This window comes from Paenibacillus sp. JJ1722, from assembly GCF_048282685.1.
GTDB classification, from domain to species: domain Bacteria; phylum Bacillota; class Bacilli; order Paenibacillales; family Paenibacillaceae; genus Paenibacillus; species Paenibacillus polymyxa_B.
Genome location: NZ_CP182500.1, coordinates 5,433,466 through 5,460,266, shown reverse-complemented (window position 1 = coordinate 5,460,266; position 26,801 = coordinate 5,433,466). Strand labels below are relative to the sequence as shown.

Below are 26,801 nucleotides of genomic sequence, written 5' to 3'. Positions count from 1 at the left end.
TTTTTAAAGGAAATGCATGGAATATGTCGAATGGATATTAGGTTATACGTAATATGATTAAGCAGCGGGAAGTGATCGAGTGATTGAAATGCAGGATGTGTGGAAGACCTATACTAACGGAACCCACGCACTTCAAGGAGTATCGGTCAGAATTGACCGTAATGAATTTGTATACGTAGTCGGCCCGTCTGGAGCGGGGAAATCGACTTTTATGAAGCTTATTTATAGAGAAGAAGTACCTACCAAGGGGCAAATTTCAGTCAATGGTTTTAATATCGGGAAGCTCAAGCAGCGTAAAATTCCCTACGTTCGTCGTAACATCGGAGTCATTTTTCAGGATTTCCGGCTTTTGCCGCGTTTGACGGCTTATGAGAATGTGGCTTTTGCTATGGAAGTTATTGAAGCTCCCAAGAAGCTGATTCGCAAACGGGTACCAGAAGTGCTTGAACTGGTTGGCTTGAAAACAAAAATGAATCGTGAGCCTGCCCAGCTTTCCGGTGGGGAGCAACAGCGTGTAGCGATTGCACGGGCCATCGTAAACAATCCTTCCGTGATCATTGCCGATGAACCTACGGGAAATCTGGACCCCGAGACATCGTGGGAGATCATGCAGTTGCTGGACGAAATTAATTTTCGGGGTACGACCATTGTGATGGCGACCCACAATAAGGACATCGTGAACTCCATGCGTAAACGCGTAATTGCTATTGAGAATGGCAACATCGTAAGGGATCAGGTAAGAGGGGAGTACGGATATGACTTTTAATACCTTCTTACGTCATGTGCGGGAAGGTTTCAAAAACATATTCCGCAATGGCTGGATGTCCGTGGCATCCGTCACCTCGATTATTGTGTCATTACTTATATTGGGCGTATTTATCATGCTGGTGCTCAACGTCAATTCCCTGGCTGATCAGGCAGATAGTCAGGTAGAGGTTAACGTATTTCTGGAGCTAAATGTAGAGCAGAACATGCGCGAAACACTGCAAAAGGAAATCGCGGCGATGCCGGAAATCAGCAAAACGACCTTTGTGACTAAAGCTCAGGGTTTGGAGGAGCTGCGCAAAGATTTGGGAGACAGCGGCAAGGAGCTGCTGGAGGGTTTTGACAAGGACAGCAATCCACTCCCGGACAAAATTGTGGTAGAGGTTATTGAACCAACAACGGTTCCATTTGTGGCTGAAAAGATTGAGAAGCTGAATACGTTGCATCCAGAGAAACCGATTTTAAAGGTTCGTTATGGAAAAGGCACCGTAGAGACGCTCTTTACGATTACGAAGCTCATACGTAATGTAGGCTTTATATTCGTCGCCGGACTGGCGATCATGTCCATGTTCCTTATCTCGAATACGATTCGCGTGACCATATTGGCACGACGCAGAGAGATTGGCATTATGAAGCTGGTCGGTGCGACCAACTTTTTTATACGCTGGCCGTTTTTTATCGAAGGCGCGCTTATTGGTCTTATTGGTTCCCTTATTACTGTAGGTATTTTATTTACTGGCTATCAGCGTTTGCTGACCGCCGTTCAGGGCGATATAGCTCTGAATATGTTGAAGCTTATGCCACTTGAAGGCATTTGGATTCAGTTGAGTGCATTGCTGATTATTTTGGGTATGCTGGTCGGAATTGTTGGCAGTACCCTGTCCATGCGTAAGTTCTTAAAAGTATAAAGAAGCGTTGGCTGGACGTCGTGGTCGGTATCAATTAGAACGGGGAAGCCCGGTGTTATTTTGCGATAAAGGATGGGGAGTGCAAGTTGAAAAAAACAGGATCTGTGTTGGCCGCTACCTTGGTAGCCGCATTGCTAATCCAGCCTTCTGACGGATATGCCAAAAGCATGAGTGAAATCAATTCGCAGCTGAACCAATTGGAAAAGCAGGCCCAATCTGCCAAGCAACAACAGGAAAAGGCTGCTCAAGATAAACAGTATGCTCAACATTACAAAAATAAAACCGTGCAAAACCTGAAAATTGTGCTTGCTCAGATTAACAGCGTCAGTGATCAGCTGACTCGTGTTGCGGTTCAGATTGATCAAACGGAAGATAATCTACGTGCGACTAAAAAAGATTTAGCTGAGGCAATTGATCGTATCCAGTCACGGGAAAAAATGCTGGAAACTCGTGTGCGTTTGATGTATACGGATGGAACCGTCTCATATATGGACGTGCTTATGTCTTCGTCCAGTTTTAGTGACTTTCTCAGCCGGGTAGATTCCTTGAAAACGATCGTGGAGCAGGATCAAATCCTGTTGGACGAGCATAAAAAGGACAAGGCACTGGTCGTAAGCAAGAAGAAACAGCTGGACACGGAATATAAAAATGCCAAGAAGCTCTATGCGCTCAAGCAGGACGCCAAAGCAGAACTGAATTCGAAGGAAAAAGAGAAACAAAGACTGATTTCCAATTACGATCATGATATTGCTGAGTCAGATGAAATCAGTGAAGAGCAAAATGACATGCTGGTAGCACTCGCTAACAAGCGTGTGGGTCTGGTGCAGGAGAAGAACAAGCTTAGAGCGGAGCAGGCTGCCAAAGCAGCACGCGCTAGAGCGGCTGCACGTGCGGCTGAAGCCAAACGATATGCATCTTCATCCTCAGGTGCCGCCTCGAATTCCAGCCATGCGGCAGCCAGTACGTATACAGGCGGAACGGGCACATTGGCTTCGCCTGTATCCCATTACCGACTTTCATCTACTTTTGGCATGCGGGTACATCCGATTACCGGCAAGCTTAAAGGCCACACAGGTGTTGATATGGCGGCTCCTCAGGGAACCGATATTCATGCAGCCGAAGATGGTGTTGTCATTGTTGCCGAATGGTGGAGTGGCTATGGAAATACGGTTGTGATTGACCATGGAGACGGGCTATGGACCCTATACGGACACATTCGCAATGGCGGTACGGTGGTTCATACCGGGCAGACTGTGAAACGTGGTCAAAAAATTGCAGAAGTTGGTTCGACGGGCAATTCCACAGGACCTCACTGTCATTTTGAGGTGCGCGAAAATAACAAACCTGTAAATCCAATGAACTATTTATAGTAGATAAGGTAAGCCCTATTTATAGCCATTACGGTTGTAGATAGGGCTTTGCTGTAATGGTTAATATCCGATGAAGAATATGTGCATTGAGACACGGAGTAGGATACAATTAACATATTCCGTACAAGCTAGACGTATACTTCGTGGATGGATATGCGTTGTAAGGCAATAGGATACAAGATAATGAGAAGGCGGTGGACGATTAGATGTTGAAAAAAAGTACAGCGATACTCTTGATGGTGATCGGGCTGCTTGGCGGCAGTCTGCTCACTTTTGCCTATACTGGAACGACTACAGTAGGGAACAGCGCTCTGGGCGAAGGACTGCTGGCGAGTGTGACAGGTAGCAGTTCTACCTCCAGAAGTGATATCCGCAAAATCGAGACGGCGATGGACCTGATTCAGGGACAATATTATCAGGATGTGGATCGTACCAAGCTGGTGGATGGCGCCATCAATGGTATGATGGAGTCGCTCGGCGACCCGTATTCCTCTTATATGGGTAAAGAAACTGCCCAACAATTCGAGCAATCCATTGAAGGTTCTTTTACTGGGATCGGAGCCGAAGTAGCTGCCGAAAACGGGAAAGTAGTTGTAGTCACGCCAATTAAAGGCTCCCCGGCAGAGAAGGCAGGGTTACGCTCTAAGGATATTATTTTGTCTGTTAATGGTGAAACACTGGACGGATTGGATCTAAACAAGGCCGTTTCCAAAATCCGTGGGCCTAAAGGCAGTCAGGCAAAAGTCAAAATTCAGCGCAGTGGCTCTCCTGATCCGCTCGAATACACGATTACCCGTGACAACATTGATATGGAAACTGTAACGGCTCATATGGAAAGCGACGGTGTAGGCGTCATCACGATCACCCAGTTCTCCTTGAATACAGCAGAACGTTTCAAGGAAGAGTTAGCGAAGCTCGAAAAACAAGGGCTTAAAGGGCTCGTCATTGACGTGCGTAATAACCCGGGCGGCGTGCTTTCCGTGGTCATTGATATTGCACAGCAATTTGTACCTTCTGGCAAAACGATTGTACAAGTGGAAGACAAGAATCAGAAGCGTGAAGAAGAGAAATCCAAAGGATCACGTAAGAACTATCCAGTGACTTTGCTAATGAATAAAGGCAGCGCAAGTGCGTCCGAAATTCTGGCAGGTGCTCTCCAGCAATCAGCAGGTGCTGTGTTGATCGGGGAAAATTCCTTTGGTAAAGGTACTGTACAAACCAGCTATGACAAGCAAATGGGTGACGGTAGCCTGCTCAAAATCACGATTGCCAAATGGTTAACGCCAAATGGAACGTGGATTCATAAAAAAGGGATTAAGCCGAATATCGCGGTGGAACAGCCTGAATACTTCACAGCAGCACCGTTGAACAAGGAAAAGTCCTTGAAATACAATATGAATAGCAGTGATGTGAAAAATGCACAAATCATTCTGCAAGGCTTGGGTTACAAACCAGGTCGCGAGGATGGCTATTTTGACAAAGTAACGGAAAGCTCTGTTATTGCTTTCCAAAAACAAGCGAAGCTGACGGCTAGCGGCATCATTGATGCGAAGACAGCAGCAGCGATGGAAGCCAAGCTGATTGAGAAAATTCGTGATCCGAAAAATGATAATCAACTCAAGCAGGGGATTGAAGAGATTCGGAAGGAAATGAAGACAAGCGCAGCGAAATAATAGTGAGGCTACAACAAGGGGGGCTGGAAACAGCCTCCTTTTATATTGGGATTTATTTGAAGTCTGTCGGTTTGTCTTCCCTACGTTGGCAATTTCATATAGAATAAATGGATATGAAATGTACGTGATCCGCTATACAGCGGGCCAGGGGCATAAGGAGTGTGAATGGACTTGGAATGGGCATTACAATGGGGATGGAGCGTCTTGAATGCTTGCTTGTACCTGCTTTTGCAGCCGTTTTATTATATCTCAATACTCATTGTAGCACTTGGTTATCGTCGGCAAATGCTGCTGGAGCGCAAGCTATTTCATACCAAAATGCATAGCTGGGCTGCAGAGACCTGGCGTGTCGTATGGAGTGGTTTGCTTGCTGGAATGGCGCTATCTGCTCTGGGAATGTTCGTCAGTGTGCATCTGAACTCGGCTTCCATCGTGTGCCTGTGGGTAGCGACATTACTGCTCATGCTGGTACGCGTCCGTTACCTGTGTCTCGCTTATTCGGTAGGTCTGCTAGGTGTGGTTCAGTTTTTCTTAAACGTGGCCAGCGGCTGGCAACCTGGGGGAGCGCTCGGAACATCAGTAGCAGCCATCCGCGGATTGGATATTCCAGCACTGTTGGTGTTGGTCGCCGTGCTGCATGTGGCTGAGGCGCTGTTGGTTCGCTGGCAAGGGGGGAAGGCGGCCACTCCGCTGTTTGTCGAGGGCAAACGGGGAAGATTGGTTGGCGGTTATCGTATGGAAGACCTCTGGCCCATTCCGTTGTTGTTGTTGGTACCGACTCAGGGAGGCTTCATGCTTCCCTGGACACCTTTGTTCGGCGGCGATGCCGGAACCGGGTATATGCTGGCAGCCTTGCCAGTCCTAATGGGCTTCAGTAGCGTGACGCTAGGCCAGCTACCACGACAGAAGGCGGTACTTACTTCGAACCGTTTGCTCCTGTACAGTGTGGCTTTACTTCTGCTGAGCTTGCTGGCTGCTTGGTGGAATCCGCTGATATTGTTAGCAGCGTTATTCTCCTTTCTGGCTCATGAGGCGCTGATCTGGTATGGTAATATAGAGGAAAGTCGTCTTAGCCCGATGTTTGTCCATCCGGAGCAAGGGATGCGTGTTCTCGCTGTGCTGCCAGACAGTCCAGCGACAGCCATGGGCATACTGCCGGGCGAGGCCATTTACCGCGTGAATGGGGTTGTTGTGAATACCCGTGCCGAGTTACACCAGGCCTTGCGGATCAACTCTGCTTTTTGCAAACTGGAGGTACGCAATCTGCAGGGCGAGAGCAAGTTTGTGCAGCGAGGCATGTACGATGGCGATCATCACCAGCTAGGGGTCGTGCTTGCACCGGATGCAGACGCGAGCTGGGCCGTATCCATACAGCCAGCCTCCATCTATCGGATTGTTGCCATGCACATAGGCGCACGACGACGTAAAGCTGGACAGGCATCGCAGGCAGAGGGTGCACATTTGGATACCATGGACAAATAGATGTTACAACAAGAGGGTAGTCATTATTTGATTAGAGTCGAATAAGGCTACGCTCTTTTTATATGCCGACAGTAGCCTGCTTGAAATCAATATTCTGATCGGTATACAATGAATATGTAATAAGAAGTGTTGATGAACCGAATGCCTATCATGTGTGTCAAGCAGGGAGAGAAAAAGATGAACGCGATTCACTTTATTCGAGAGTACATCAGGCATCCACGTAGCGTAGGCGCTGTTATACCCAGCTCAAGACAGTTGGCCAAACAAATTGCCACACCGATTTACTTTGACAAAGCATCGTGCATTATTGAATATGGTGCAGGGACCGGTGTGTTTACGCAAGAGCTTATTTTGAACAAGCGTCCAGAAACGCTACTTTTAGTGATTGAAGCTAATGAATCGTTTTACAAAACGCTACAAAGCAAGTACGGACACCTGGAGAGGGTACACATTATTCATGGATCGGCTGAGCATGTAGCGCAGTATATACGACAGTATGAGGTCCCAAAAGTGGATTATGTCGTGTCAGGGCTCCCTTTCACCAGCTTGCCCGCTGCATTATCCAGCCTCATTTTGGGACAAACGGCTGAGGTTTTGGGCCAGGAAGGCAAATTTATTACGTTCCAGTACAGCAAGGTCAAACACAATTTTTTTCGCACCTTTTTTGCTGACATTCAGATTAAAAAGGTAAACTGCAATGTCCCTCCCGCTTATGTGTTCACTTGCAGCCTGTAACCTTGCAGCTATGTAGAGGATTAGAATAAATACGAATGTGAATATACGGATAATTATGAGAAGACTTGGTCAGCGTCATTAAAATGCTGAAACAGTCTTTTTTTGTTGTGCACTTTTATGGATATATAAGAAGGGGATATGTTAAAAAGCAAAATTCATTTAAGGAATCATATTTTAAAATGGGGCTTAACCTATATATTACATAAGATGGAACCCGCTAGATTTTTGTAAGATTCATGATAAATCTGAACTTTTGTTAAAGGAGATTTATATATGGTAAAACCGCTGATATTCATGCGTTGGTGTGAGTACTATGAGTTAAGTGAGCGTGAGACGGATTTTGTATCTTTTTTTATGATGAATTTCTCGGCTGCCCGTTCAGGCAATCAACCGAAGCTTAGGGAGCAGTTTGTTGAAATTCAGAAAAAAACCTTTCCTGAGTACCCGTTTGATATTACCCCGGAAGAACTGGATTACTCCAAATTCGAAGGCTTGATGAAGCAAGTGTTGAAAATTCATTTTGACACGGCCGAGCTGCTATACTCCTTTTATCTCCAAAAGCTGTGCGCACCTTTAGCAGAATACATTTTATCCACTGGAGAATCAGAGCCTGCACGCATCTATTATAAGCTTATTCAAAAGGATAAAGTGCGCTAGGGAAGACGAGTGTGGATGAGCAAGAGCTATTGTGATACCTCAAGCTATATGGTTATTTAAGAAATTAATACTAGCTAATTAAAACAATAGTTAAAAATGTCAATATACCTTTGTGTTAAGGTAATATTATAAATCCAGTTTCAAAGAAAGAGGGTGTTGTTTTCGGCTGGAACTTTCAAGCATGGATATGACGCTGCAACGGAACGATAAGCTCGTTTGGGGACAGGGAAGGGGCCTTAAAGCCTCAAGGAGGGGCATTCATATGGGTGCCGCTCTTTTTAAATTGAAGGGAGGAAGCGGCATGAAGGCGAAAAATAGTAGTAGTATTTGGTCCAAACGTTCCAAATGGCTGCCTGTCGTCATGGCATGCACGATTATAGTAGGGGGTGCTCTACCGACTCCAACTGTAGTTCACGGTCAAACGGCAAAGACTGTTACCATTAAAGTCGATACATCCAAGGATCGTAAGCCTATTAGTCCTTATATTTACGGTACGAATCAGGAGTTGGCAGGCGATGAGAATCTGACTGCCAGACGACTTGGTGGCAATCGAATGACCGGATATAACTGGGAAAACAATATGTCCAATGCAGGAAGCGACTGGATGCAGTCCAGCGATAGCTATTTATGCGACAACGCCGGATTGACAAAAGCCGAATGTGAAAAGCCAGGTGCGGTGGCAACCTCGTTTCACGATCAATCGCTGAAGCAGGGCACATATTCTTTAGTCACACTGCCGATGGCCGGTTATGTGGCCAAGGATGGAAACGGAAGTGTGCAGGAAAGCGAAAAGGCTCCTTCCGCTCGGTGGAATGAGGTCGTAAACGCTAAAAATGCGCCGTTTCAATTGCAGCCTGATCTGAAAGACAATCAGGTTTATGCGGATGAATTCGTCAACTTTTTAGTGAAAAAGTACGGCGTTGCTTCAACAAAAACGGGCGTGAAAGGATATGCGCTCGACAATGAACCCGCTCTCTGGTCGCATACGCATCCGCGTATTCATGGTGAAAAGGTTGGAGCCAAAGAGTTGGTAGACCGGTCGGTAAGTTTATCCAAAGCTGTTAAAGCGGTTGACGCGGGTGCGGAAATTTTTGGGCCCGTTCTTTACGGTTTTGGCGCCTATAAAGATCTTCAAACTGCACCTGATTGGAACTCTGTAAAAGGCAACTACAGCTGGTTCGTGGACTATTACCTGGATCAAATGCGTCTCAGCTCGCAAGCCGAAGGCAAGAGATTGCTGGATGTCTTTGATGTACACTGGTATCCTGAAGCGATGGGCGGGGGCATACGAATTACAAATGAGGTAGGCAACGACGAAACGAAGAAAGCCAGAATGCAAGCGCCTCGTACTTTGTGGGACCCGACCTACAAGGAAGATAGCTGGATTGCTCAATGGAACAGTGAATTCTTGCCTATACTGCCTCGATTAAAGCAGTCGGTGGATAAGTATTACCCAGGAACCAAGCTGGCTTTGACTGAGTATAGCTATGGTGGCGAAAATGATATTTCCGGCGGTATCGCTATGACTGATGTGCTGGGCATCTTGGGCAAAAACGACGTCTATATGGCAAACTACTGGAAGTTAAAGGATGGTGCCAACAACTACGTTAGTGCCGCTTACAAACTTTACCGCAATTATGACGGAAAAAGCTCTACTTTCGGTGATATCAGCGTTCATGCACAAACGTCGGATATTGTTAATAGCTCGGTGCATGCTTCCGTAATGGATGCATCCTACAAAGAACTGCACCTCGTTGTCATGAATAAAAGCATGGACAGTGCATTCGACGCCCAATTTGATCTTTCCGGCGAGACGACTTACGGTTCCGCTAAAGTATGGGGCTTCGACAAAAATAGCTCGCAAATTAAGGAAGCAGCGCCAATCACGCAAATTTCAGGCAACCGCTTTACCTATACAGTACCGCCTTTGACGGCTTATCACATCGTGTTGACTGCTGGCAATGATACGCCTGTAGAAAATCCTGAAAGCTTTGCGCTGAGGGCTGAGGCTGGCGATGGGAAAGTCGATTTATCCTGGGACGCTTCCAGCGGAGTTGTAGGTTACAGCGTACAGCGGGCAACGTATGAAAACGGTCCTTTTGCTGCTGTAGCATCCAACTTGGTCGAAACGTCTTATACGGATACGAACGTAACGAACGGTACTTCTTACTATTATAAAATAACCGCAAAAACAAAGGCAGGAACGAGCGAATCTAATGTTTTGAAAGCGGTTCCGCGAACGCCTGTAGACGAACAGGATCGCTATGAAGCCGAAGATGGCACGCTGAAGGGAACCATTGTGGAATCCAGCGGGACCGGCTTCTCCGGTACTGGTTATGTAACTAATTTCCACAATGCAGGGGATTCCCTGACGATGACGATCCAGGCAGAGGCGGCAGGCTTGTACAATCTTACAATCGGCTACCGTTCGCCTCATGATGACAAACGCACCAACTTCTCTTTAAACGGCAAAGCGTCTGGCGAGCTGGTACTTTGGAAATCGGCTGATTTTAAAGAAACCTCCGGTGGTAAGGTTCTGTTGAATGCAGGGGCGAATACGATCGGTTTTGAAACAGGCTGGGGCTGGTATGATATCGACTACGTCAAGCTGGAGCCAGCTGCTGACCGTCCACCACATGCAGTAACCAAAACGCTCACCAATCCGAATGCGACGGTAGAAGCAAGAGCATTGATGAACTATCTGGTTGATCAATACGGGAAGAATATGCTTTCCGGTCAAGAGGATATGCCCGAAATTGATTGGCTTCAAGCGAATGTAGGTAAAAAGCCGGCTATTGCGGCACTTGACCTGATTGACTATTCCCCAAGCAGAGCGGAACACGGTCTTAGTTCCACAGAGACGGAAAAGGCGATTGAATGGGATAAGCAAGGGGGCATCGTTACCTTTGCATGGCACTGGAACGCGCCGAAAGGTCTGATCGATACGCAGGGAAAAGAATGGTGGAGAGGCTTCTATGCCGATTCGACTACATTCGATATAGAATATGCGATGAATCATCCAGAGTCCGAAGATTATAAATTGCTTATTCGCGACATCGATGTGATTGCAGGGCAATTGAAGAAGTTGCAGGATGCGAAAGTTCCTGTCCTGTTCCGTCCTTTGCACGAAGCGGAAGGCAAATGGTTCTGGTGGGGCGCTAAAGGTCCTGAGCCTGTTAAAAAATTGTATATTTTGATGCACGATCGTTTGACTAATGTGCACAAATTGAACAATCTGATCTGGGTCTGGAACTCTGTTGCTCCCGACTGGTATCCAGGGGATGAGTATGTGGATATTTTGAGCTTCGACTCTTATCCGCAAGCAGGAGACTACAGCCCACAAATTGCAAAATACGAAGACCTTGTTACGTTGGGTAAGGACAAAAAGTTAGTTGCCATGAGCGAAAACGGACCTATCCCGGACCCTGATCTGATGAAGGCGTATCAAGCCCATTGGAGCTGGTTCGCTACATGGTATGGGGATTTCCTAAGAGACGGCAAACAAAACAGTCTTGAACATCTGAAAAAAGTGTATAATCATCCGAACGTCATTACGCTTGAAAAGCTCCCAACCAACTTAAAAACGTATGGCATTACCGAGCAACCATCAGTACCGGGCAGCTTCACGCTGAACGCAGCGGGCGAAACGGCGAAAGTAAAGCTGAGCTGGACAGCATCAGCGAATGCAGCAAGCTATGAAGTGAAGCGTTCTACGGCTGAAAACGGCGCGTTCGCCACAGTAGCGAGCGATGTATACGGAAGCAGCTACACTGACACAGCCGTAACAGCAGACACGACGTACTATTACCAAGTCGTAGCGAAGAATGATGCAGGTCAAACGGTTTCGAACACGGCTAGCGCAGCGCCCAAAGCGGATACTCAGCAGCCGACAACGGGATTGGTGCTCCAGTATCGCACAGCGGATACAAATGTGAACGACAATCACTTGAACCCGCATTTCCAAATTTTAAACAAAGGTACAATCTCCGTACCGATCAACGAGTTGAAACTTCGCTACTACTACACGATCGACGGTGACCGTGACCAGACATTTAACTGCGACTATGCGGTGCTGAGCTGCTCGAAGCTGAATGGTAAGCTGGTTAAAATGGATAAAGCTGCAACCGGTGCTGATTATTATTTGGAAGTCAGCTTCAACTCGAATGGAGGCGTGTTAGCACCTGGAGGAAGCACGGGCGAAATTCAAACCCGTATTCATAAAACAGACTGGTCGAACTACAACGAAAGTGACGATTACTCGTATAAAGGCACGCAAACTTCATATGCCGATCATACGAAGGCTACGTTGTATCATAATGGTGTACTTGTTTGGGGAACCGAACCGACAGCTAATTAAGACAGGCGTCCATCGTTGAAATGAGCAGGGGATTTAGTATCCCACCTGCTCATTTTTTTGTACAAAAATACTCCAAGAGATATGTTTGATTATTATATTCAGGTTTAAGAAATCACGAACTAAAATTACCTTATAATGTTAGTAGAGACGAAAAATATAATTCTTCAAGCTAAAGAGGGGGATTAGCATGGAACATACACCTACGATCCGCTCGAAGATAGAGACAGAACTAAAGCAAAGGGGGCATACATTTAGCAGCTTCAGTAAAGTATCTGGAATTAACCGTGGTATATTTAGCACCATGCTTAACAGCAACCCACCTAAGCCGATCTCGGTTCGGCAGATGGACTTGATTACCAAGGCATTGGGATATCCCGAAGGCTGGCTGTATGAGTTATACATAGATGAATGCTTTTATGAGGGAAAAGGACACTGGAAACGGATTAAGCCTTTTTTATTACGTTGTGTAGAGTTAGGGAGGGAAGACTGTATTCAAAAGGTACTGTCAAGACTAACCGAGGACTTGTCCTATGTACCGACGATATTTGAGCTTGCAGAAGAACTACACGAAGCAGGAAAGAAAAAGGAGTCTACTCCCTTTTATGAGTGTGTAATTGAAAATGAAAAATATTACCACTCGGAGCGGTTGGCAATCTGCCAGTATCGTTTGTTTTGTTATTCTCTGAATACTGACTTGGATAATAATCGTCAAGCAACTATAAAGTTTGCACCGTTTCGGAGGAATCTTCCCGAGAATTACCAATTAGACGCGTTGTTAAAATTGACTAATGCATATTTCCAATTTTATGATTATGAGGCGGCTATACACTATGCGAAGGAACTTGAGGTACTAGTCACAAGCATTTATTGGCATCAAGCTCAAGCGAGGGCGAAGAATCGCGAAGTTATACGTTTAAATACAGAAAGACATCTAATCGTTTATTATGGTCAAGCCTATTTAATGCAGGGAAACTCCTTCGAAAAACAAGGGCTATATGAAGCAGCTATGAAGTTCATACCTTACTATGAAAATTTAACTGAATTTGAAGGTCTAGATGAGATTGGAATGATAGAGGCACAGAAATTCGAAATATGGGGAATAGCAAACCGTTTGAATTTAGAAATTCTGATGGGGGATACGGCTAGTTTGCCTGCCTATGTCGAACTTATTAGAAATAATCCTCAGGAAATATTACTTGGGCTATTGACTATTATAGAATCGGCCAATCATTACAGTTACTCAGTAGACGAAACTCTGGCTCTTTTTGCTGAGAATATTAATGAATTTAGGGAGCTACGTACAAATATTTCGTATTATCATACAAATAATGATCTGCTGACATATTCTCGTTTTTTTCTTGAGCTTAGTCGATACTATTTCAGTAAAGGAAGCTATACCGAGGCAATAGACAGTATGCTGATTAGTTTAAAAGCCTCCTCAGAGTTAAATGATAAGAATTACTATATCAAGTCCATCACGCTATTATTTGAGAAATATAAGGATCACTCGACCGAAGAACAACGGACAGAATATAAAAAAGTGTTACAAGCAGTGGAAATTAGTATGAGGCAAATGACCTCTTAGAACAAAAAGGGCTGTGTTTCTCTATCTAGAGTAGGGAGATCACACAGCTCTTTTAATTTTTCGTACATGTTAATTGAGTGAAATTTACCATTCCTCATGTGTATCAGGGGTGTCGGAGTTACTCTCCAAAAGCTCGCTTGTGAAGAGGTGAACAGTTCCTTCAATATGCGATAAGCTTTATTCTGATCCGCTTCACTCTGCTGGGAAAGGATATGAATGCATTCCCATATCCAGGGCTGACTTTTGAGTTCTTTAAAAGGATTAAAATCAAAAAATGCAAATACATTAGTGTCTAGCGCTTCGGCTATTTTCTCCAAAGTTTTAATTTGTACATTGACCTCACCGCGCTCCAACTTGCCGATATAGGAACCTGTTGAATCGGATGCTTCTGCTAACTGTTCTTGTGTAATACCCCGCAATTTTCGAAATTGACGGATTTTCGTTCCTAATAGTTTCGTTGTTTCCATAGACACCCACACTTCTATAGTATGAGTGTAGACAAAGCTAGATTAAGCGTGGAGGTAATTGAATTGCCTTAATTATTCGATATTTAGTTCTTGTAAGAACTATTTTAATAAACATCAAATTCCATAATATAATAAAACAGTGTAGAAAAGGGGTTGACCATCATCCAATTTATTCATATAATTTCTAGTATATTGTAATTGATTGTCGAGGAGGGTGATTTTTTAAAATCATCTGAATACGCCGGGGGTGTTTTTATTGGAAAATGCAACCACGATTCGTTCGGAAATTGAGAAAGAACTAAAACTTGGTGGCTACACTTTTAATAGTTTTGGACAAGCTACGGGGCTTAACCGAGGCATATTTAGTGCTATGCTTAACGGCAATCCGCCTAAACCTATCTCGGTAAGACAAATGGACTTGATTACCAAAGCGTTTAATTATCCAGAGGGCTGGTTGTATGACCTGTATGTGGATGAATGTTTTTATGATGGAAGACCACATTGGAAAAGGGTCAAGCCGTTCCTGATTCGTTGTGTTGAAGTGGGAAACCTGCGATGCGTGGAGAAAGTGCTCTCACGCTTAATGGAAGATCTTAACCACATTCCAACAATCTTTGCTTTGGCAGAGGAGTTATACGAAGGGGGGAAGCTCCAAGAGGCAATTCCATTCTATGAATGTGTCATTGAAAATGAAAAGTATCAGCATTCTGAGAGATTGGCGATAAGCCATTATAAATTGTTTGTTGCTTCTGTGGGTCAAGATCTGGAGAAAAATTTGGAATCTGTTCTGAGATTTATTCCTTATCGCAATCGCCTACCAGAGAGTTATCAGCTAGATGGGCTTTTAAAAATTATCAATATATATTTTTATCTACATAAATGGGACAGCGTAGAGAAGTATGGAGATGAGTTGTGTACTCTCGCCAAAACTGTTTATTTAAATCGATATGAAAATAATAATACTAAAAGACGTGTTAAGGACGAATTTAAAACAGAGAAAAATCTTGTTTTTTATTACGGATACGGATATTTATCTAAATCTACAGCTCTCCAAAAAATGGAGAAATTTGAGGAAGCACAATCTTATATTAAATATTACGCGGATTTAAGTTGGTTCAAAGGACTTAACTCAGAAGGCGAGCAATATGTAAAGATGTTCAGTCTTTGGGCAAAAGCAAACTCTTATACACTTGATATGCTTTTAGGAAAAAGAGATGTTTTAGTAGAATATATTTCTTTTCTCAATCAACATCCGGAAGAGAAATTATCTGGTCTTTTAACTATCTTGGAATCAGCTAACAAATATAACTTCTCGGTAGATTATGTACTTGAAAGTTTTTCAGCAGAGATTGATCAGTTCAAGTTTCTTGATGATGTAAAGAATAGAAACTATTATTGTTGTTTTTTATACCAAAGGGCAATTTATGAGTATAAAAGTAATAATTTGGAGAAAGGAACAAACTATGTTCTGGACTGTCTTGCACTTTCATTGATTAGTCGGAATGATAGTGACTTTAAACAATGTGTTGCGTTGTTTGAGGTTTACAGAGAATTTGCTACTTATGAACAAACAAAGAGATACGAAAATATAATTAAGGAGGTGAATATCTATGAAAAAAGGTTATTTGGTGGTACTAGCCTTAGGTATTCTATTTTTTAGTATATTCCCTTTCTATAATCCAAGCAGTGTAGGAAGTTCTAATGAAATTATATTATTTAATCATGGCATGGGTTGAATAATTCATAGAACAGAATCACTGTTCTCGAAGCCAATTCCTTTGAATTGGCTTTTTTGATTCATCCCGTTAAAGGGATGAATTGGGTTTTATTATATTTTTAACCTGTAGGGAAGGTATCAGCTTGTAAACTAATGTAAATACCACACCGAACAGGAGGTTTATTGATGTGAAATGGAAACAATTGGAGGAATGCATCGAAGAAAAGCGGAAGGAACTAAATGATTTGGCGAATGAGGTGGGATTGAAGGATCGGCGGGTGTTAATCAAGTCCATGGAGTTGGATCGACTCCTTAATAAATACAGTGACTGGAAATATAGCTATCGCAGACAACAGAGCATACCCCAAAGTTCACAAATACAAGAGAAGCAACACGAGCTTGTCCTATCTTATTAATCTTCAAGTATCATGACAAGATAAAACCTAACTTCACCAGGGCTTCTAATACATAGTGGGATATAGAATAAACAAAATAATCTCTATTGCATCTCGTACGCCGCTCTTATACATGTTGTTCGTACGGTTTATTGTTCTGCGTCTACATCAGAGCGGAAGCCATGTATTAATGATGAATGATGAATATGGTATAAAAAACCTCCCGATTCACGTTATTGCGTGACTCAGGAGGTTTTTGGGTTTTACTGTTGAAGCTGGCGTAGTACGGTGATTTCGACACGGCGGTTTTTTTGTCGTCCAGTTTCGGTGCTATTGTCACCAACCGGCCGGGTATCTGCATAACCCGCATACTGAAATCCTGAGGGTGAAAGTTGCTCTCTGTCGAGAAAGAATCGGAGTACAGATAGTGCCCGTGCGCCGGAAAGCTCCCAGTTGTCCTTATACGTCGATGAGTTTGAGGAGCGCGTAAACGGAATGTTGTCCGTATGGCCCTCAATGCTAATTGGTGTTTTCAAATCTCGAAACAGACTGGCCAACTTGGATAGCGTGTTGGCAGAGCCTTGTTTGAGTGCAGCTCTACCTTGATCGAATAAAAAGCGGTCATTCAGCGTAATGACAATACCACGCGGCTGATCTGACACAAAAATCTGGTTTTCCAGTTTGTTGTCCGTAATATATTCTTGAATGACACCCATTAAATTTTGCAGCTCTTTTTCCTGCGTGCGAAATGCTTGTTCACGTTCGGTGAGCTTAGTCGATCCAGCCTCCTTTTTATCGGCTGCCGGTTGCTTGGTCGTGGGTGGATTCTTGCTGGTGTAACGATCGGCAGTACCTGTAATGCCCGAGCCTTGCTCCAAAATAGAATCTCCTTTGTGGAACGTATCCTGGAGGGATTGAACAACGACATCGTATTTTTTAGCATCCAGACTGCTCATGGCATACATCACAACGAAAAATATGAGCAGCAGGGTGATCAGATCGGCATAGGTAATCATCCAGCGGTCACGATGGTCTCCGCCGCCTCCTTGACCCCCACGGCGCTTACCGCGCGCTCTCATGGAAGTCCTCCTTTGGAGAAGCGTCCTCTGTGAGCGAGCGACGAGGCGGTTTGCGATCTATATTTTGCTCTGAGCGGATAAAGAACTCCAACTTTTTGCGTACAAGCTTTGGATTCTCTCCGTTTTGAATAGCCAGAATACCTTGCAGCAGCAAATCCATAGTGATAATTTCACTCTCACTGGCTGCTCTTATTTTGGATGCGATGGGCAGGAAGATCAGGTTGGCGCTAGCAACGCCGTATAGTGTTGCGATAAAAGCAACAGCAATAGACGGACCAAGCGCAGTAGGCTCGGTCAGGCTGCCCAGTACATGGATCAGGCCCATGACAGTACCGATAATCCCCATCGTAGGGGCATAACCGCCTGCGGATTCAAATATTTTGGCGTACCCTTCATGTTTGTGTTCAATGGCATCTAACTCAAGCTCTAAAATCTGTTTGATCTGCTCCTGCTCGGTGCCGTCGATGACCAACTGAAGACCTTCACGCAAAAATGCATTCGGATGCTCTGATGAAGTACGCTCTAGCGCAAGCACACCGGATCGGCGTGAGGTGGCCGCCATGGAAACCAAATCTTCTATATATTGCTTCGTAGGATTGTCCTCACGGCTAAATGCCATCCGTAGAGCGGTGGGGATCGTCTTCAGCTTGGAAGCTGGGTAGCTGATCACAACTGCGGCGAAAGTTCCCCCAAATACAATTAGAGCCGATGTACCTTGAAGCAGCCCTGTAAATTCGCCGCCTTCCCATAAGAAGCCACCGATTAATGCTATGATTCCGGCGATGATGCCCAATACGATGGTGATATCCAAAATTTAATTCACTCCTATTCAAGACTTATCGTTTGCATCCACGGTAAGAAAGAGGTATAATACGGGAACAAACATTCTTATCCAACCATATTTCCCAAGTATCATTGCTCGGGAAATATCGACATAGAGTTACAGGTAAAGACGTTAAAGCTCGACTGGTGTAAAATCATGATGTTTCCATTTTAGACGATAAGGGTGATGCAGGGCAATGAGTGATATCGTTGTTAGCGATAAGACTTTTGAAATTCAGTCGGAATTCCAACCTCAAGGCGATCAACCTCAGGCCATTTTTGAATTGGTAGAGGGAATTGCAGAAGGAAAGAAGCATCAAACGCTATTGGGTGCTACGGGAACAGGTAAGACGTTTACCATCGCACAGACCATTGCCAAGTTGAATCGGCCTACGCTGGTTATTGCACATAATAAGACTTTGGCTGCTCAACTGGCGAGTGAGTTTAAAGAGTTCTTTCCGAATAACTCAGTCGATTATTTTGTCAGCTACTATGATTACTATCAACCGGAAGCATACATTCCGTCTTCCGATACGTATATTGAGAAGGATTCCAGCATCAATGAGGAGATTGATAAACTTCGCCACTCAGCGACAAGCTCTCTGTTTGAGCGTCGTGACGTTATTATTGTAGCGAGTGTCTCCTGCATTTATGGTTTGGGTTCCCCGAAAGAATATTCAAGCTTGCTGCTTTCGCTTAGAGTCGGCATGGAGAAACCCCGCAATCAGATTTTGTCCCGCTTGGTCGATATTCAATATCAGCGGAACGATATCAACTTCGTGCGGGGTACTTTCCGTGTACGGGGGGATGTTGTCGAGATATTCCCGGCTTCCCAAGGGGAACACGCTATACGTGTAGAACTGTTCGGGGATGAAATTGAACGAATTACCGAGATTAATGTGCTTACGGGTGAATTGATCGGTGAACGTGATCATATTGCCATTTTCCCGGCATCTCACTTCGTTACTCATGAGGATACGATGAAGGTAGCATTGGTCAACATTGAACGTGAGCTTGAAGAGCGGTTAGCGGAGTTGAAGGAGCAAGGGAAGCTGTTAGAGGCGCAACGTTTGGAACAACGTACCCGCTATGATATCGAGATGATGAAAGAGGTTGGTTTTTGTTCCGGCGTCGAGAATTATTCAGGTCCACTGACATTCCGTGAGCGAGGAGCAACACCATATACGCTGATGGATTATTTCCCGGATGATATGCTGATCGTTATCGACGAGTCCCATGTTACGTTGCCGCAGATTCGTGCCATGTATAACGGTGACCAAGCACGTAAGAATGTACTGGTAGAACATGGCTTTCGTTTGCCATCTGCATTGGATAATCGTCCGTTGAAGTTTGAAGAGTTTGAGGACAAGGTAAGTCAAATCGTCTATGTATCGGCTACTCCAGGACCCTATGAGATGGAGAAATGCGAAACGATGGTACAGCAGATTATCCGTCCTACCGGGCTTCTTGATCCGATTATTGAGGTGCGTCCGAGCAAGGGGCAGATTGACGATCTCATTAATGAGATACGGCTTCGCATGGAACGTGAGGAACGGGTACTGGTGACCACACTTACGAAGAAGATGTCTGAAGATTTGACTGACTATTTAAAAGAAGTGGGCATCAAGGTTCGATATATGCACTCCGAGATTAAGACGTTGGAGCGGATGGCTATTTTGCGGGATCTTCGTCTAGGGACCTTCGACGTACTAATTGGGATCAACCTGTTGCGGGAAGGTCTTGATTTGCCGGAAGTATCGCTGGTGGCAATTTTGGATGCGGACAAAGAAGGCTTCCTGCGTTCTGAGCGCTCTCTGATTCAGACGATCGGACGGGCAGCACGGAACAGTGACGGTCGTGTTATTATGTACGGCGATAAGATTACCGATTCTATGGATAAAGCGCTAAAGGAAACGGAACGTCGTCGTGCGATTCAAATTCAGTATAATGAAGAACATGGGATTACCCCGCAAACCATTCGTAAAAAGATTCGTGATGTTATTGAAGCAACTAAGGTGGCAGAGTCAAAGAATGATTACCTTCCTAATGAGACGGGTAAACTTTCCAAGAAGGAGCGTCAATCACTCATTCAGCGTCTGGAAGCAGAGATGAAAGACGCCGCCAAGAACCTACAGTTCGAGCGGGCAGCCGAGCTGCGTGATGCTTTGCTGGAGTTGCGAGCTGATTAAACATTGAGAATAAGCTAGAAGCAAAACATATGAAAATAAAATGTTTGATTGCTTTGCTTTTAAAAATAGTGAGGGCGGCCTATGTGGTCGTTCTCTTTGCGATATATCACTTCCATGGGATAATCCAATGCGATATAGCATGACGTGAACTACGGCTAAGGAGATGAAACATTTGGCGAATGAAAGCATCATCATCAAAGGCGCACGCGCGCATAATCTCAAAAATATTGACGTGACGATTCCACGGGACAAGTTCGTCGTCCTGACAGGGCTTAGCGGCTCAGGTAAATCGTCACTGGCTTTCGATACGATCTATGCGGAAGGGCAACGTCGGTATGTGGAATCTTTATCTGCGTATGCCCGTCAATTCCTCGGGCAAATGGAGAAACCGGACGTTGATTCGATTGACGGTCTGTCTCCTGCCATTTCCATTGACCAAAAAACGACAAGTCGGAATCCGCGTTCTACCGTCGGAACGGTTACCGAAATCTATGACTACCTGCGGTTGTTGTTTGCCCGGGTGGGTCATCCTCATTGTCCTGAACATGGCATTGAAATTACTTCACAGACCGTTGAACAGATGGTGGACCGCATTTTGCAGTATCCTGAAAAGACAAGACTGCAGATTCTGGCTCCATTGGTATCCGGCCGCAAAGGTGAGCATAAAACACTGTTCACTGATATAGCCAAGCAGGGCTTTGTACGGGTACGTGTGAATGGAGAACTACGTGAATTGTCTGAGAAGATTGAGCTGGAAAAGAACAAGAAGCACTCGATTGAAGTGGTCGTAGACCGCATCGTAGTCAAGGAAGATGTGCGTGCGCGTCTATCCGACTCTATTGAGACGGCACTAAATCTTTCAGGTGGGCAGTTGCTTGTAGACATTATGGGGCAAGAGGAGTTGCGGTTCAGCTCCAACTTTGCATGCCCGATTTGTGGATTCAGCATAGATGAACTGTCTCCAAGAATGTTTTCCTTTAATAGTCCGTTCGGCGCTTGTCCGGATTGTGATGGGTTAGGAGTTAAAATGGTGGTTGACCCTGATTTGCTCATTCCCGATCCTGAAAAAAGTGTCGAGGATGGGGCTTTTCAGGCTTGGAGTGGTGGAACTTCCACTTATTATCCTCAATTTTTACAGTCAGTATGCGAGCACTACGGTATTCCACAGGACATTCCTGTTAGTCAATTGACGACAGAGCAAATGAACCTCATTTTACATGGAACGGGAGAGCAGAAGATCCGTTTCCGCTATGAGAATGATTTTGGTCAACGTAAGGAAGCCTATGTGACCTTTGAGGGGATTATCCCCAATCTGGAGCGTCGTTATCGTGATACGGCTTCTGAGGGTATACGTGAATTTATTGAAGGCTTTATGAGTGCAAAGCCATGTAACACTTGTAAGGGACACCGACTGAAAAAAGAAAGCCTGTCGGTAACCATTCAAGAGCGTAATATAGCTTTTGTGACAGCTTTGTCTATCGGTGAAGCCTCAAACTTTTTCCATACACTGGAGCTGAGTGAGAAGGAGAAGTCGATTGCCAATCTCATTTTAAAAGAAATTAACAGCCGCCTGGGATTCCTCGTTAACGTTGGTCTGGAATACCTGACTTTAAGCCGTGCGGCAGGCACGTTGTCAGGCGGTGAGGCACAGCGTATCCGACTGGCGACACAGATCGGGTCCAGTCTGATGGGTGTGCTTTATATTTTGGACGAGCCTAGTATAGGATTGCATCAGCGAGATAATGACCGTCTGATTAGTGCTTTGGAGCATATGCGGAATCTTGGCAATACCTTGATCGTGGTGGAGCATGACGAAGATACGATGATGGCGGCGGACTATATCATTGATATCGGGCCAGGAGCTGGAATCCATGGTGGGATGATCATGTCGCAGGGGACTCCGCAGGAAGTCATGGAAGACCCGAATTCCTTAACCGGGCAGTATTTGAGTGGACGCAAGTTCATTCCGGTCAATACCGAGCGGCGCAAGCCTGCTGATAAATGGTTGGAGATTCGCGGAGCCAAGGAGAACAATCTCAAAAATGTGAATGTCAAAATTCCATTGGGTGTTTTCTCAGCTGTTACTGGTGTATCTGGTTCTGGAAAATCGACGCTGGTCAATGAAATTTTGTACAAAACGTTGGCGCGTGATCTGAACCGTGCGAGAGTACGTCCAGGGCAGCATAAAGAAATTCGCGGACTAGAACATATCGAAAAGGTTGTTGAGATCGATCAATCGCCAATTGGTCGTACACCGCGTTCCAATCCTGCAACGTATACTGGTGTATTTGATGATATCCGTGACTTATTCTCGCAGACGAACGAGGCCAAAGTACGAGGCTACAAGAAAGGCCGCTTTAGCTTTAACGTTAAGGGAGGTCGTTGTGAAGCTTGTAGAGGCGATGGCATCATCAAGATTGAGATGCATTTTCTGCCGGATGTGTATGTTCCATGCGAAGTGTGTAAAGGCAAGCGTTATAACCGGGAGACCCTAGAGGTTAAATACAAAGGGAAAAGTATTGCCGATGTGCTGGAGATGACGGTAGAGGATGCAACGGAGTTTTTTGTAAATATTCCGAAGATTCATCGCAAGATCCAGACACTGATGGATGTAGGTTTGGGGTATATCAAGCTGGGTCAGCCTGCGACTACCTTGTCTGGCGGTGAAGCACAGCGTGTGAAGCTAGCCTCCGAATTGTATCGTCGCAGTACGGGCAAAACCATTTATATTTTGGACGAGCCGACAACCGGCCTGCATGTTCACGATATTGACCGATTATTGACGGTGCTGCATCGTTTGGTTGATTCAGGAGAGACGGTGCTTGTCATTGAGCATAATCTGGATGTGATTAAAACAGCCGATTATCTAATTGATTTGGGACCGGAAGGCGGAAGTGGCGGTGGAACGATCTTGGCTACCGGGACACCGGAGCAGCTCGTGAAAGTCGAAGAATCCTATACAGGTCGATACTTAAAGCCGATCCTTGAACGGGATACAGAGCGTAGTCAAGCGCTTCAGACAGTCGATCTATAGATACCGTTTAGCATAGTTTTAAAAGCCCTGCACAGGCAGGAAGGCAGAATACGAACTAGTGTATTGATGCCTTCGTCTTGGCAGGGTTTTATTTTTTTTGTAAAAAAAGAAAACTTTTATCAAATTCCTGCGTTAAAGCATGTGACACATAGTTTACCAAGCGCTGGAATAATAAGTATATACGTATATTCATCGACAGAAAGTCTCTGAGTGGTCTCTAAATTTTGGAGTTTTGGATGTTTAGGCTCGGGCTTGAAGAGGTAAATATATAACTCATGATTATATAGCATCATACGAAGTTCCGTGCCCGCGTGACAACCATTACAAGTTGAAGCGAAACCGTCTGTAGTTTTATCACATCTAAGAGGTTCATACAACATCTCTGAGGAAGTCATGAAGGGAGCTGGAACGCTTGAAGGTTAAGCAAAGTAGAGTTTTACGTACACGTGTGTATACATGGGCAGCAGGAGCTGCTTTGGCGGCATGTTTGATGGGATATAGTGCTGCACCGTCCTATGCCTCCGAGGTGTCCGAGGCGTTTGCGCCCAAACAAGCCGAAATCGAAACAAGTGCGGCAATTGGTAGTATTAAGGATTTAGGAAACGCTCACAATTACATTCAACCCGCAGCGAATGGTGGGTTCTTTATGCTGAACGTCGAGGACGATACAGAAGCAAGTGTAGTACACGTCACATATGGCAAGCTGGACAGTTCTGTGGAGGCTGTATGGAAACATCAACAGGATCTGAACGTACAACCCGGAACAAGCAGCAGTGGAGTCCAGCGGGAGACGTCGGATGGGGGCTTGCTGTTTCTGATTGATTATACAAAACCGAACGGAATACGAGATGTGCAGGCTTCACGATTGGACGAGGATGGAAACACCTTGTGGTCCAAAACATTACCCACAGATGGCTTGATATCTCATGGGCAGGATTCGCAGGTTGGTTTGGAGCCACTGGAGGATGGCAGTTTCCTGGTCTCCTATCTAGACCTTGCGGAGCAGTCCTTCACTGTACTCAAATACACTGAAGCTGGCGATATACAATGGAATCGAACGACGGCCGGAGTGACCTCGGGTTGGCTGGTCGGCAGTCACAATGGATATTACGCGCTTTTGAACAGTTCAGATGGTCCCGTTGGGGTACAAGCAGATGTATATGGTCGCGATATTCGTGACATCCATCTGGACTTAGGATCAGGTAAAGAAATTGCCGCAGTACGTGAGTTGCCGAGCGGTCATATTGCTGTAACAGGGCTTAAAGGAAACAGCAAGCGTACACAGGTGCTAAGTAATGGTCTGCAATTATTTAGTAATACAGAGGACTATGCGGCTGACCGGGTGTATCTGCCTGAGGAGCAGTTGTATGTCCAGTTCAGTGATCAATATGATCCACTGGGTAAAACCACGAAGATGCATGGCATCACCATTACAGGCTTGAAAGGAAACGGTACGAAGGTGTGGGAAACGAGGACTCATTATAAGGAGGATAATTCCTTCGGCATCCGGTATGATACGGGATTGATATATAAGATACCTTCAGGCTACGCAGTGGTGACATCTACAACAGGCGCTCATAAGCCAACAGTACTCGATTTTGCGAAAATATTGATACCGGAGTAATCCGGTGTCTTTTTTTATGAAAGTGAGGGAAACAATATTGCGGGGCTCCATGAGGATAAGAAACAGCCTGCTTGTATATGTCATACAAGCAGGCTGTTAATAGACTCTATATTTAGGATGCAACGTGGCTGGACTGTAAAATAGCAGACAGCTTTTCCTGAAAAGTCGGAATCCCTACACGCTGTACATATGCGTAAAAGCTTTCGCCAGCGCTCCTGTTTTCTTTGTAGAACAGAATGAGCTCTGCCAGTACAGGTCCAACCTGATCCCCGCGTACGCGACCTTTGAGCGCTTTGTTAAACTGGGCGCCTGCTCCAAGCGCTCCGCCGACAGCGATGTCGAACGCGTCGACCAAGCCTTCCGGTGTCTTTATGAGCGAGCCTTGCAGACCAATGTCCGCAATATGCTTTTGACCGCAGGAATTCGGGCAACCGATAAAATGAATGCGCACCTTTTCATCCAATTGCACGTGCTGATCCAAATACTCGGCGACGTCAACCGCCCGTTTTTTGGTTTCCACAATCGCCAGATTGCAAAACTCATTTCCTGTGCACGATACCGTACGGCTCATAAAATGCTTGGGCTGTGGTGTCAGGCGTTGCAGCACGGGGGCTGCCAGTAGTTCATCCACTTGCTCATTCGGCACGCCGCTCAGCAAAATATTTTGCGACATCGTGGTACGAATCTGCCCATCGCCATAGCGGTCAGCCAGTTCGGCCAGTTCATGCAACTCGTCAGCACTAAGGCGACCGACAGGCACGTTCAGACCGACATAGTTCAGACCTTTTTGAGCTTGAGGATGCACACCGTCAAAATAGGCGGCTTGCCAGCCAATCGTTTTGTCCTCGCCTCGTCCGGGCATTTCACCGATGTGCTCGGTGAGCTTAGCCAGAAATTTGTCCGGGCCCCAATCGGCAACCAGGAACTTCAAGCGGGCATGATGCCGTTTTTCCCGATAGCCGTAATCACGGAAAATGGTGGTGACAGCAATAGCAACCTTTAGAACTTCCTCAGGACGAACAAACAAATCCAGAGACTGTGCCATATGCGGCTTGGCGGACAAACCTCCACCAACCATCACATGGAAGCCGACCACTTCTTTTCCATCGAGGATCTTGGTGGCCGGAGTGAAGGACAGGTCGTTAATTTCAGCCTGTGCATTGTTGTACGTATTACCGGAGATAGACATTTTGTACTTACGCGGCAGATTGGAGAAGTCTCGGTTTAATAAGAAAAAACGATTTACTTCATCTACAATCTCCTGGGTATCCACCAATTCATTGGGATCGATGCCAGCCAGCGGATTACCGACAATGGTACGCGGGCAGTCTCCACAGGCTTCAAAGGAATACAAATTGACTTTTTCCAGCCTTTCGAAAATATCGGGCAAGCTTTCGACCGTCAACCAGTGAAATTGAATCGCTTGGCGAGTGGTGACATCCACAAGACCGCGTCCGTATAGCGCGGATATGTCCGCCAATGCATGTGCCTGTGCTGAAGTCATGATCCCTGTGTTGATGCGGACCCGCATCATGAAATGACCATCTTTGGGCTTTTGCTGATATACCCCAGCCCATTTGAAACGGTCCATATCGTCCGCAGAGATCGAGTCATAGCCTTCGTTGGCATAGTTTTCGATAATGGTACGGATAACGTCGAGACCGTCCTTTTCCAGCTTGACTAATTCGAATTTGTTAAGCTTATCGGGATGAGCGTTCCAGATTGGTTCGTAGGCCATTCTTTTAACCTCCTGTAGGTGCTTATTTATACTTTAGTGTTTTGGATAGAGGACTCATGATTTTATTCTTTATTTCCGACAATAAAACTAAGATATAATGTGATGGTATCATAGTTGGTTATGCCCGTAAACGAAGGAATGACCTAAACGGTATAACGATTATTTATCGTTTTTGCTTATTTTTTTGATATAAGGATTTGGAAA

Annotated in this window: 18 protein-coding genes; 14 read left to right on the top strand and 4 right to left on the bottom strand. The window is 45.2% G+C overall.

Going from position 1 to position 26,801, the window contains the following annotated elements; all coding sequences use genetic code 11:
- Nucleotides 1-79: 79 nt before the first annotated feature.
- The 9 genes from ftsE (at nt 80) to ACM1ND_RS24255 (ending at nt 13,532) form a co-directional block, all read left to right on the top strand.
- Nucleotides 80-766: a cell division ATP-binding protein FtsE gene (gene ftsE, locus ACM1ND_RS24295; protein ID WP_023990620.1), complete on the top strand. Its 687-nt coding sequence runs from the start codon at nt 80-82 to the stop codon at nt 764-766.
- A complete protein-coding gene (gene ftsX, locus ACM1ND_RS24290) occupies nt 756-1,673 on the top strand; it encodes a permease-like cell division protein FtsX (RefSeq protein WP_013312238.1) in 918 nt (305 codons plus the stop codon). The genes ftsE and ftsX overlap by 11 nt, the downstream gene beginning before the upstream one ends.
- 86 nt (nt 1,674-1,759) lie before the next feature.
- Nucleotides 1,760-3,043: a M23 family metallopeptidase gene (locus tag ACM1ND_RS24285; RefSeq protein WP_023990619.1), complete on the top strand. Its 1,284-nt coding sequence runs from the start codon at nt 1,760-1,762 to the stop codon at nt 3,041-3,043.
- A 206-nt stretch (nt 3,044-3,249) separates the two neighbouring features.
- Nucleotides 3,250-4,716, top strand: coding sequence for a S41 family peptidase (locus ACM1ND_RS24280; protein ID WP_023990618.1), 1,467 nt, complete (start codon nt 3,250-3,252; stop codon nt 4,714-4,716).
- 165 nt (nt 4,717-4,881) lie between these two features.
- Nucleotides 4,882-6,198, top strand: a complete 1,317-nt coding sequence (locus tag ACM1ND_RS24275) for a PDZ domain-containing protein (protein ID WP_068938863.1) — start codon at nt 4,882-4,884, stop codon at nt 6,196-6,198.
- Nucleotides 6,199-6,375: 177 nt separating this feature from the next.
- Complete coding sequence (locus tag ACM1ND_RS24270; protein WP_023990616.1) at nt 6,376-6,933, top strand: class I SAM-dependent methyltransferase; 558 nt, start codon at nt 6,376-6,378, stop codon at nt 6,931-6,933.
- Nucleotides 6,934-7,206: 273 nt separating this feature from the next.
- Nucleotides 7,207-7,590, top strand: coding sequence for a hypothetical protein (locus tag ACM1ND_RS24265; RefSeq protein ID WP_418026683.1), 384 nt, complete (start codon nt 7,207-7,209; stop codon nt 7,588-7,590).
- Between the two features lie 301 nt (nt 7,591-7,891).
- Complete coding sequence (locus ACM1ND_RS24260; protein ID WP_418026681.1) at nt 7,892-11,947, top strand: glycosyl hydrolase; 4,056 nt, start codon at nt 7,892-7,894, stop codon at nt 11,945-11,947.
- A gap of 187 nt (nt 11,948-12,134) precedes the next feature.
- Nucleotides 12,135-13,532, top strand: a complete 1,398-nt coding sequence (locus ACM1ND_RS24255; protein WP_418026679.1) for a DNA-binding protein — start codon at nt 12,135-12,137, stop codon at nt 13,530-13,532.
- Here the strand turns inward: ACM1ND_RS24255 and ACM1ND_RS24250 are convergent.
- The gene (locus ACM1ND_RS24250) at nt 13,529-13,999 is read right to left on the bottom strand and encodes a helix-turn-helix domain-containing protein (protein ID WP_418026677.1); all 471 of its coding nucleotides are present in this window, start codon (nt 13,997-13,999) and stop codon (nt 13,529-13,531) included. The two genes, ACM1ND_RS24255 and ACM1ND_RS24250, sit on opposite strands and share 4 nt — an antisense overlap.
- 256 nt (nt 14,000-14,255) lie before the next feature.
- Between ACM1ND_RS24250 and ACM1ND_RS24245 the strand changes: the two genes are divergently transcribed.
- Both ACM1ND_RS24245 and ACM1ND_RS24240 read left to right on the top strand, forming a co-directional pair.
- On the top strand, nt 14,256-15,659 hold the full coding sequence (locus ACM1ND_RS24245) for a DNA-binding protein (protein ID WP_418026675.1): 1,404 nt from the start codon (nt 14,256-14,258) through the stop codon (nt 15,657-15,659).
- A gap of 245 nt (nt 15,660-15,904) precedes the next feature.
- A complete protein-coding gene (locus ACM1ND_RS24240) occupies nt 15,905-16,132 on the top strand; it encodes an aspartyl-phosphate phosphatase Spo0E family protein (protein ID WP_023990607.1) in 228 nt (75 codons plus the stop codon).
- A gap of 242 nt (nt 16,133-16,374) precedes the next feature.
- Here ACM1ND_RS24240 and ACM1ND_RS24235 read toward each other — a convergent pair whose 3' ends face one another.
- Nucleotides 16,375-17,190 carry a flagellar motor protein MotB gene (locus tag ACM1ND_RS24235; protein ID WP_103744781.1) on the bottom strand — a complete coding sequence of 272 codons (816 nt, stop codon included), beginning with the start codon at nt 17,188-17,190 and terminating at the stop codon, nt 16,375-16,377.
- Nucleotides 17,174-18,001, bottom strand: a complete 828-nt coding sequence (locus ACM1ND_RS24230) for a flagellar motor protein (RefSeq protein WP_023990605.1) — start codon at nt 17,999-18,001, stop codon at nt 17,174-17,176. Before ACM1ND_RS24230 ends, ACM1ND_RS24235 begins: the two co-directional genes overlap by 17 nt.
- Nucleotides 18,002-18,209: 208 nt before the next feature.
- Between ACM1ND_RS24230 and uvrB the strand changes: the two genes are divergently transcribed.
- The 3 genes from uvrB (at nt 18,210) to ACM1ND_RS24215 (ending at nt 24,859) form a co-directional block, all read left to right on the top strand.
- On the top strand, nt 18,210-20,201 hold the full coding sequence (uvrB, locus tag ACM1ND_RS24225) for an excinuclease ABC subunit UvrB (RefSeq protein WP_023990604.1): 1,992 nt from the start codon (nt 18,210-18,212) through the stop codon (nt 20,199-20,201).
- A 172-nt stretch (nt 20,202-20,373) separates the two neighbouring features.
- Nucleotides 20,374-23,235, top strand: coding sequence for an excinuclease ABC subunit UvrA (gene uvrA, locus ACM1ND_RS24220; protein WP_023990603.1), 2,862 nt, complete (start codon nt 20,374-20,376; stop codon nt 23,233-23,235).
- 412 nt (nt 23,236-23,647) lie between these two features.
- Nucleotides 23,648-24,859, top strand: a complete 1,212-nt coding sequence (locus ACM1ND_RS24215) for a hypothetical protein (RefSeq protein WP_076295824.1) — start codon at nt 23,648-23,650, stop codon at nt 24,857-24,859.
- A gap of 112 nt (nt 24,860-24,971) precedes the next feature.
- Here ACM1ND_RS24215 and ACM1ND_RS24210 read toward each other — a convergent pair whose 3' ends face one another.
- Entirely contained in the window at nt 24,972-26,597 is a 1,626-nt protein-coding gene (locus tag ACM1ND_RS24210; RefSeq protein WP_418026672.1) for a nitrite/sulfite reductase, read from the bottom strand.
- Between the last annotated feature and the right edge of the window lie 204 nt (nt 26,598-26,801).

Excerpts from the sequence above, each read along its gene's own strand:
- ftsX (WP_013312238.1), top strand. The coding sequence starts at position 756 with ATGACTTTTAATACCTTCTTACGTCATGTGCGGGAAGGTTTCAAAAAC.
- ACM1ND_RS24280 (WP_023990618.1), top strand. The coding sequence starts at position 3,250 with ATGTTGAAAAAAAGTACAGCGATACTCTTGATGGTGATCGGGCTGCTT.
- ACM1ND_RS24275 (WP_068938863.1), top strand. The coding sequence starts at position 4,882 with ATGGACTTGGAATGGGCATTACAATGGGGATGGAGCGTCTTGAATGCT.
- ACM1ND_RS24270 (WP_023990616.1), top strand. The coding sequence starts at position 6,376 with ATGAACGCGATTCACTTTATTCGAGAGTACATCAGGCATCCACGTAGC.
- ACM1ND_RS24265 (WP_418026683.1), top strand. The coding sequence starts at position 7,207 with ATGGTAAAACCGCTGATATTCATGCGTTGGTGTGAGTACTATGAGTTA.
- ACM1ND_RS24260 (WP_418026681.1), top strand. The coding sequence starts at position 7,892 with ATGAAGGCGAAAAATAGTAGTAGTATTTGGTCCAAACGTTCCAAATGG.
- ACM1ND_RS24255 (WP_418026679.1), top strand. The coding sequence starts at position 12,135 with ATGGAACATACACCTACGATCCGCTCGAAGATAGAGACAGAACTAAAG.
- ACM1ND_RS24250 (WP_418026677.1), bottom strand. The coding sequence starts at position 13,999 with ATGGAAACAACGAAACTATTAGGAACGAAAATCCGTCAATTTCGAAAA.
- ACM1ND_RS24235 (WP_103744781.1), bottom strand. The coding sequence starts at position 17,190 with ATGAGAGCGCGCGGTAAGCGCCGTGGGGGTCAAGGAGGCGGCGGAGAC.
- uvrB (WP_023990604.1), top strand. The coding sequence starts at position 18,210 with ATGAGTGATATCGTTGTTAGCGATAAGACTTTTGAAATTCAGTCGGAA.
- ACM1ND_RS24210 (WP_418026672.1), bottom strand. The coding sequence starts at position 26,597 with ATGGCCTACGAACCAATCTGGAACGCTCATCCCGATAAGCTTAACAAA.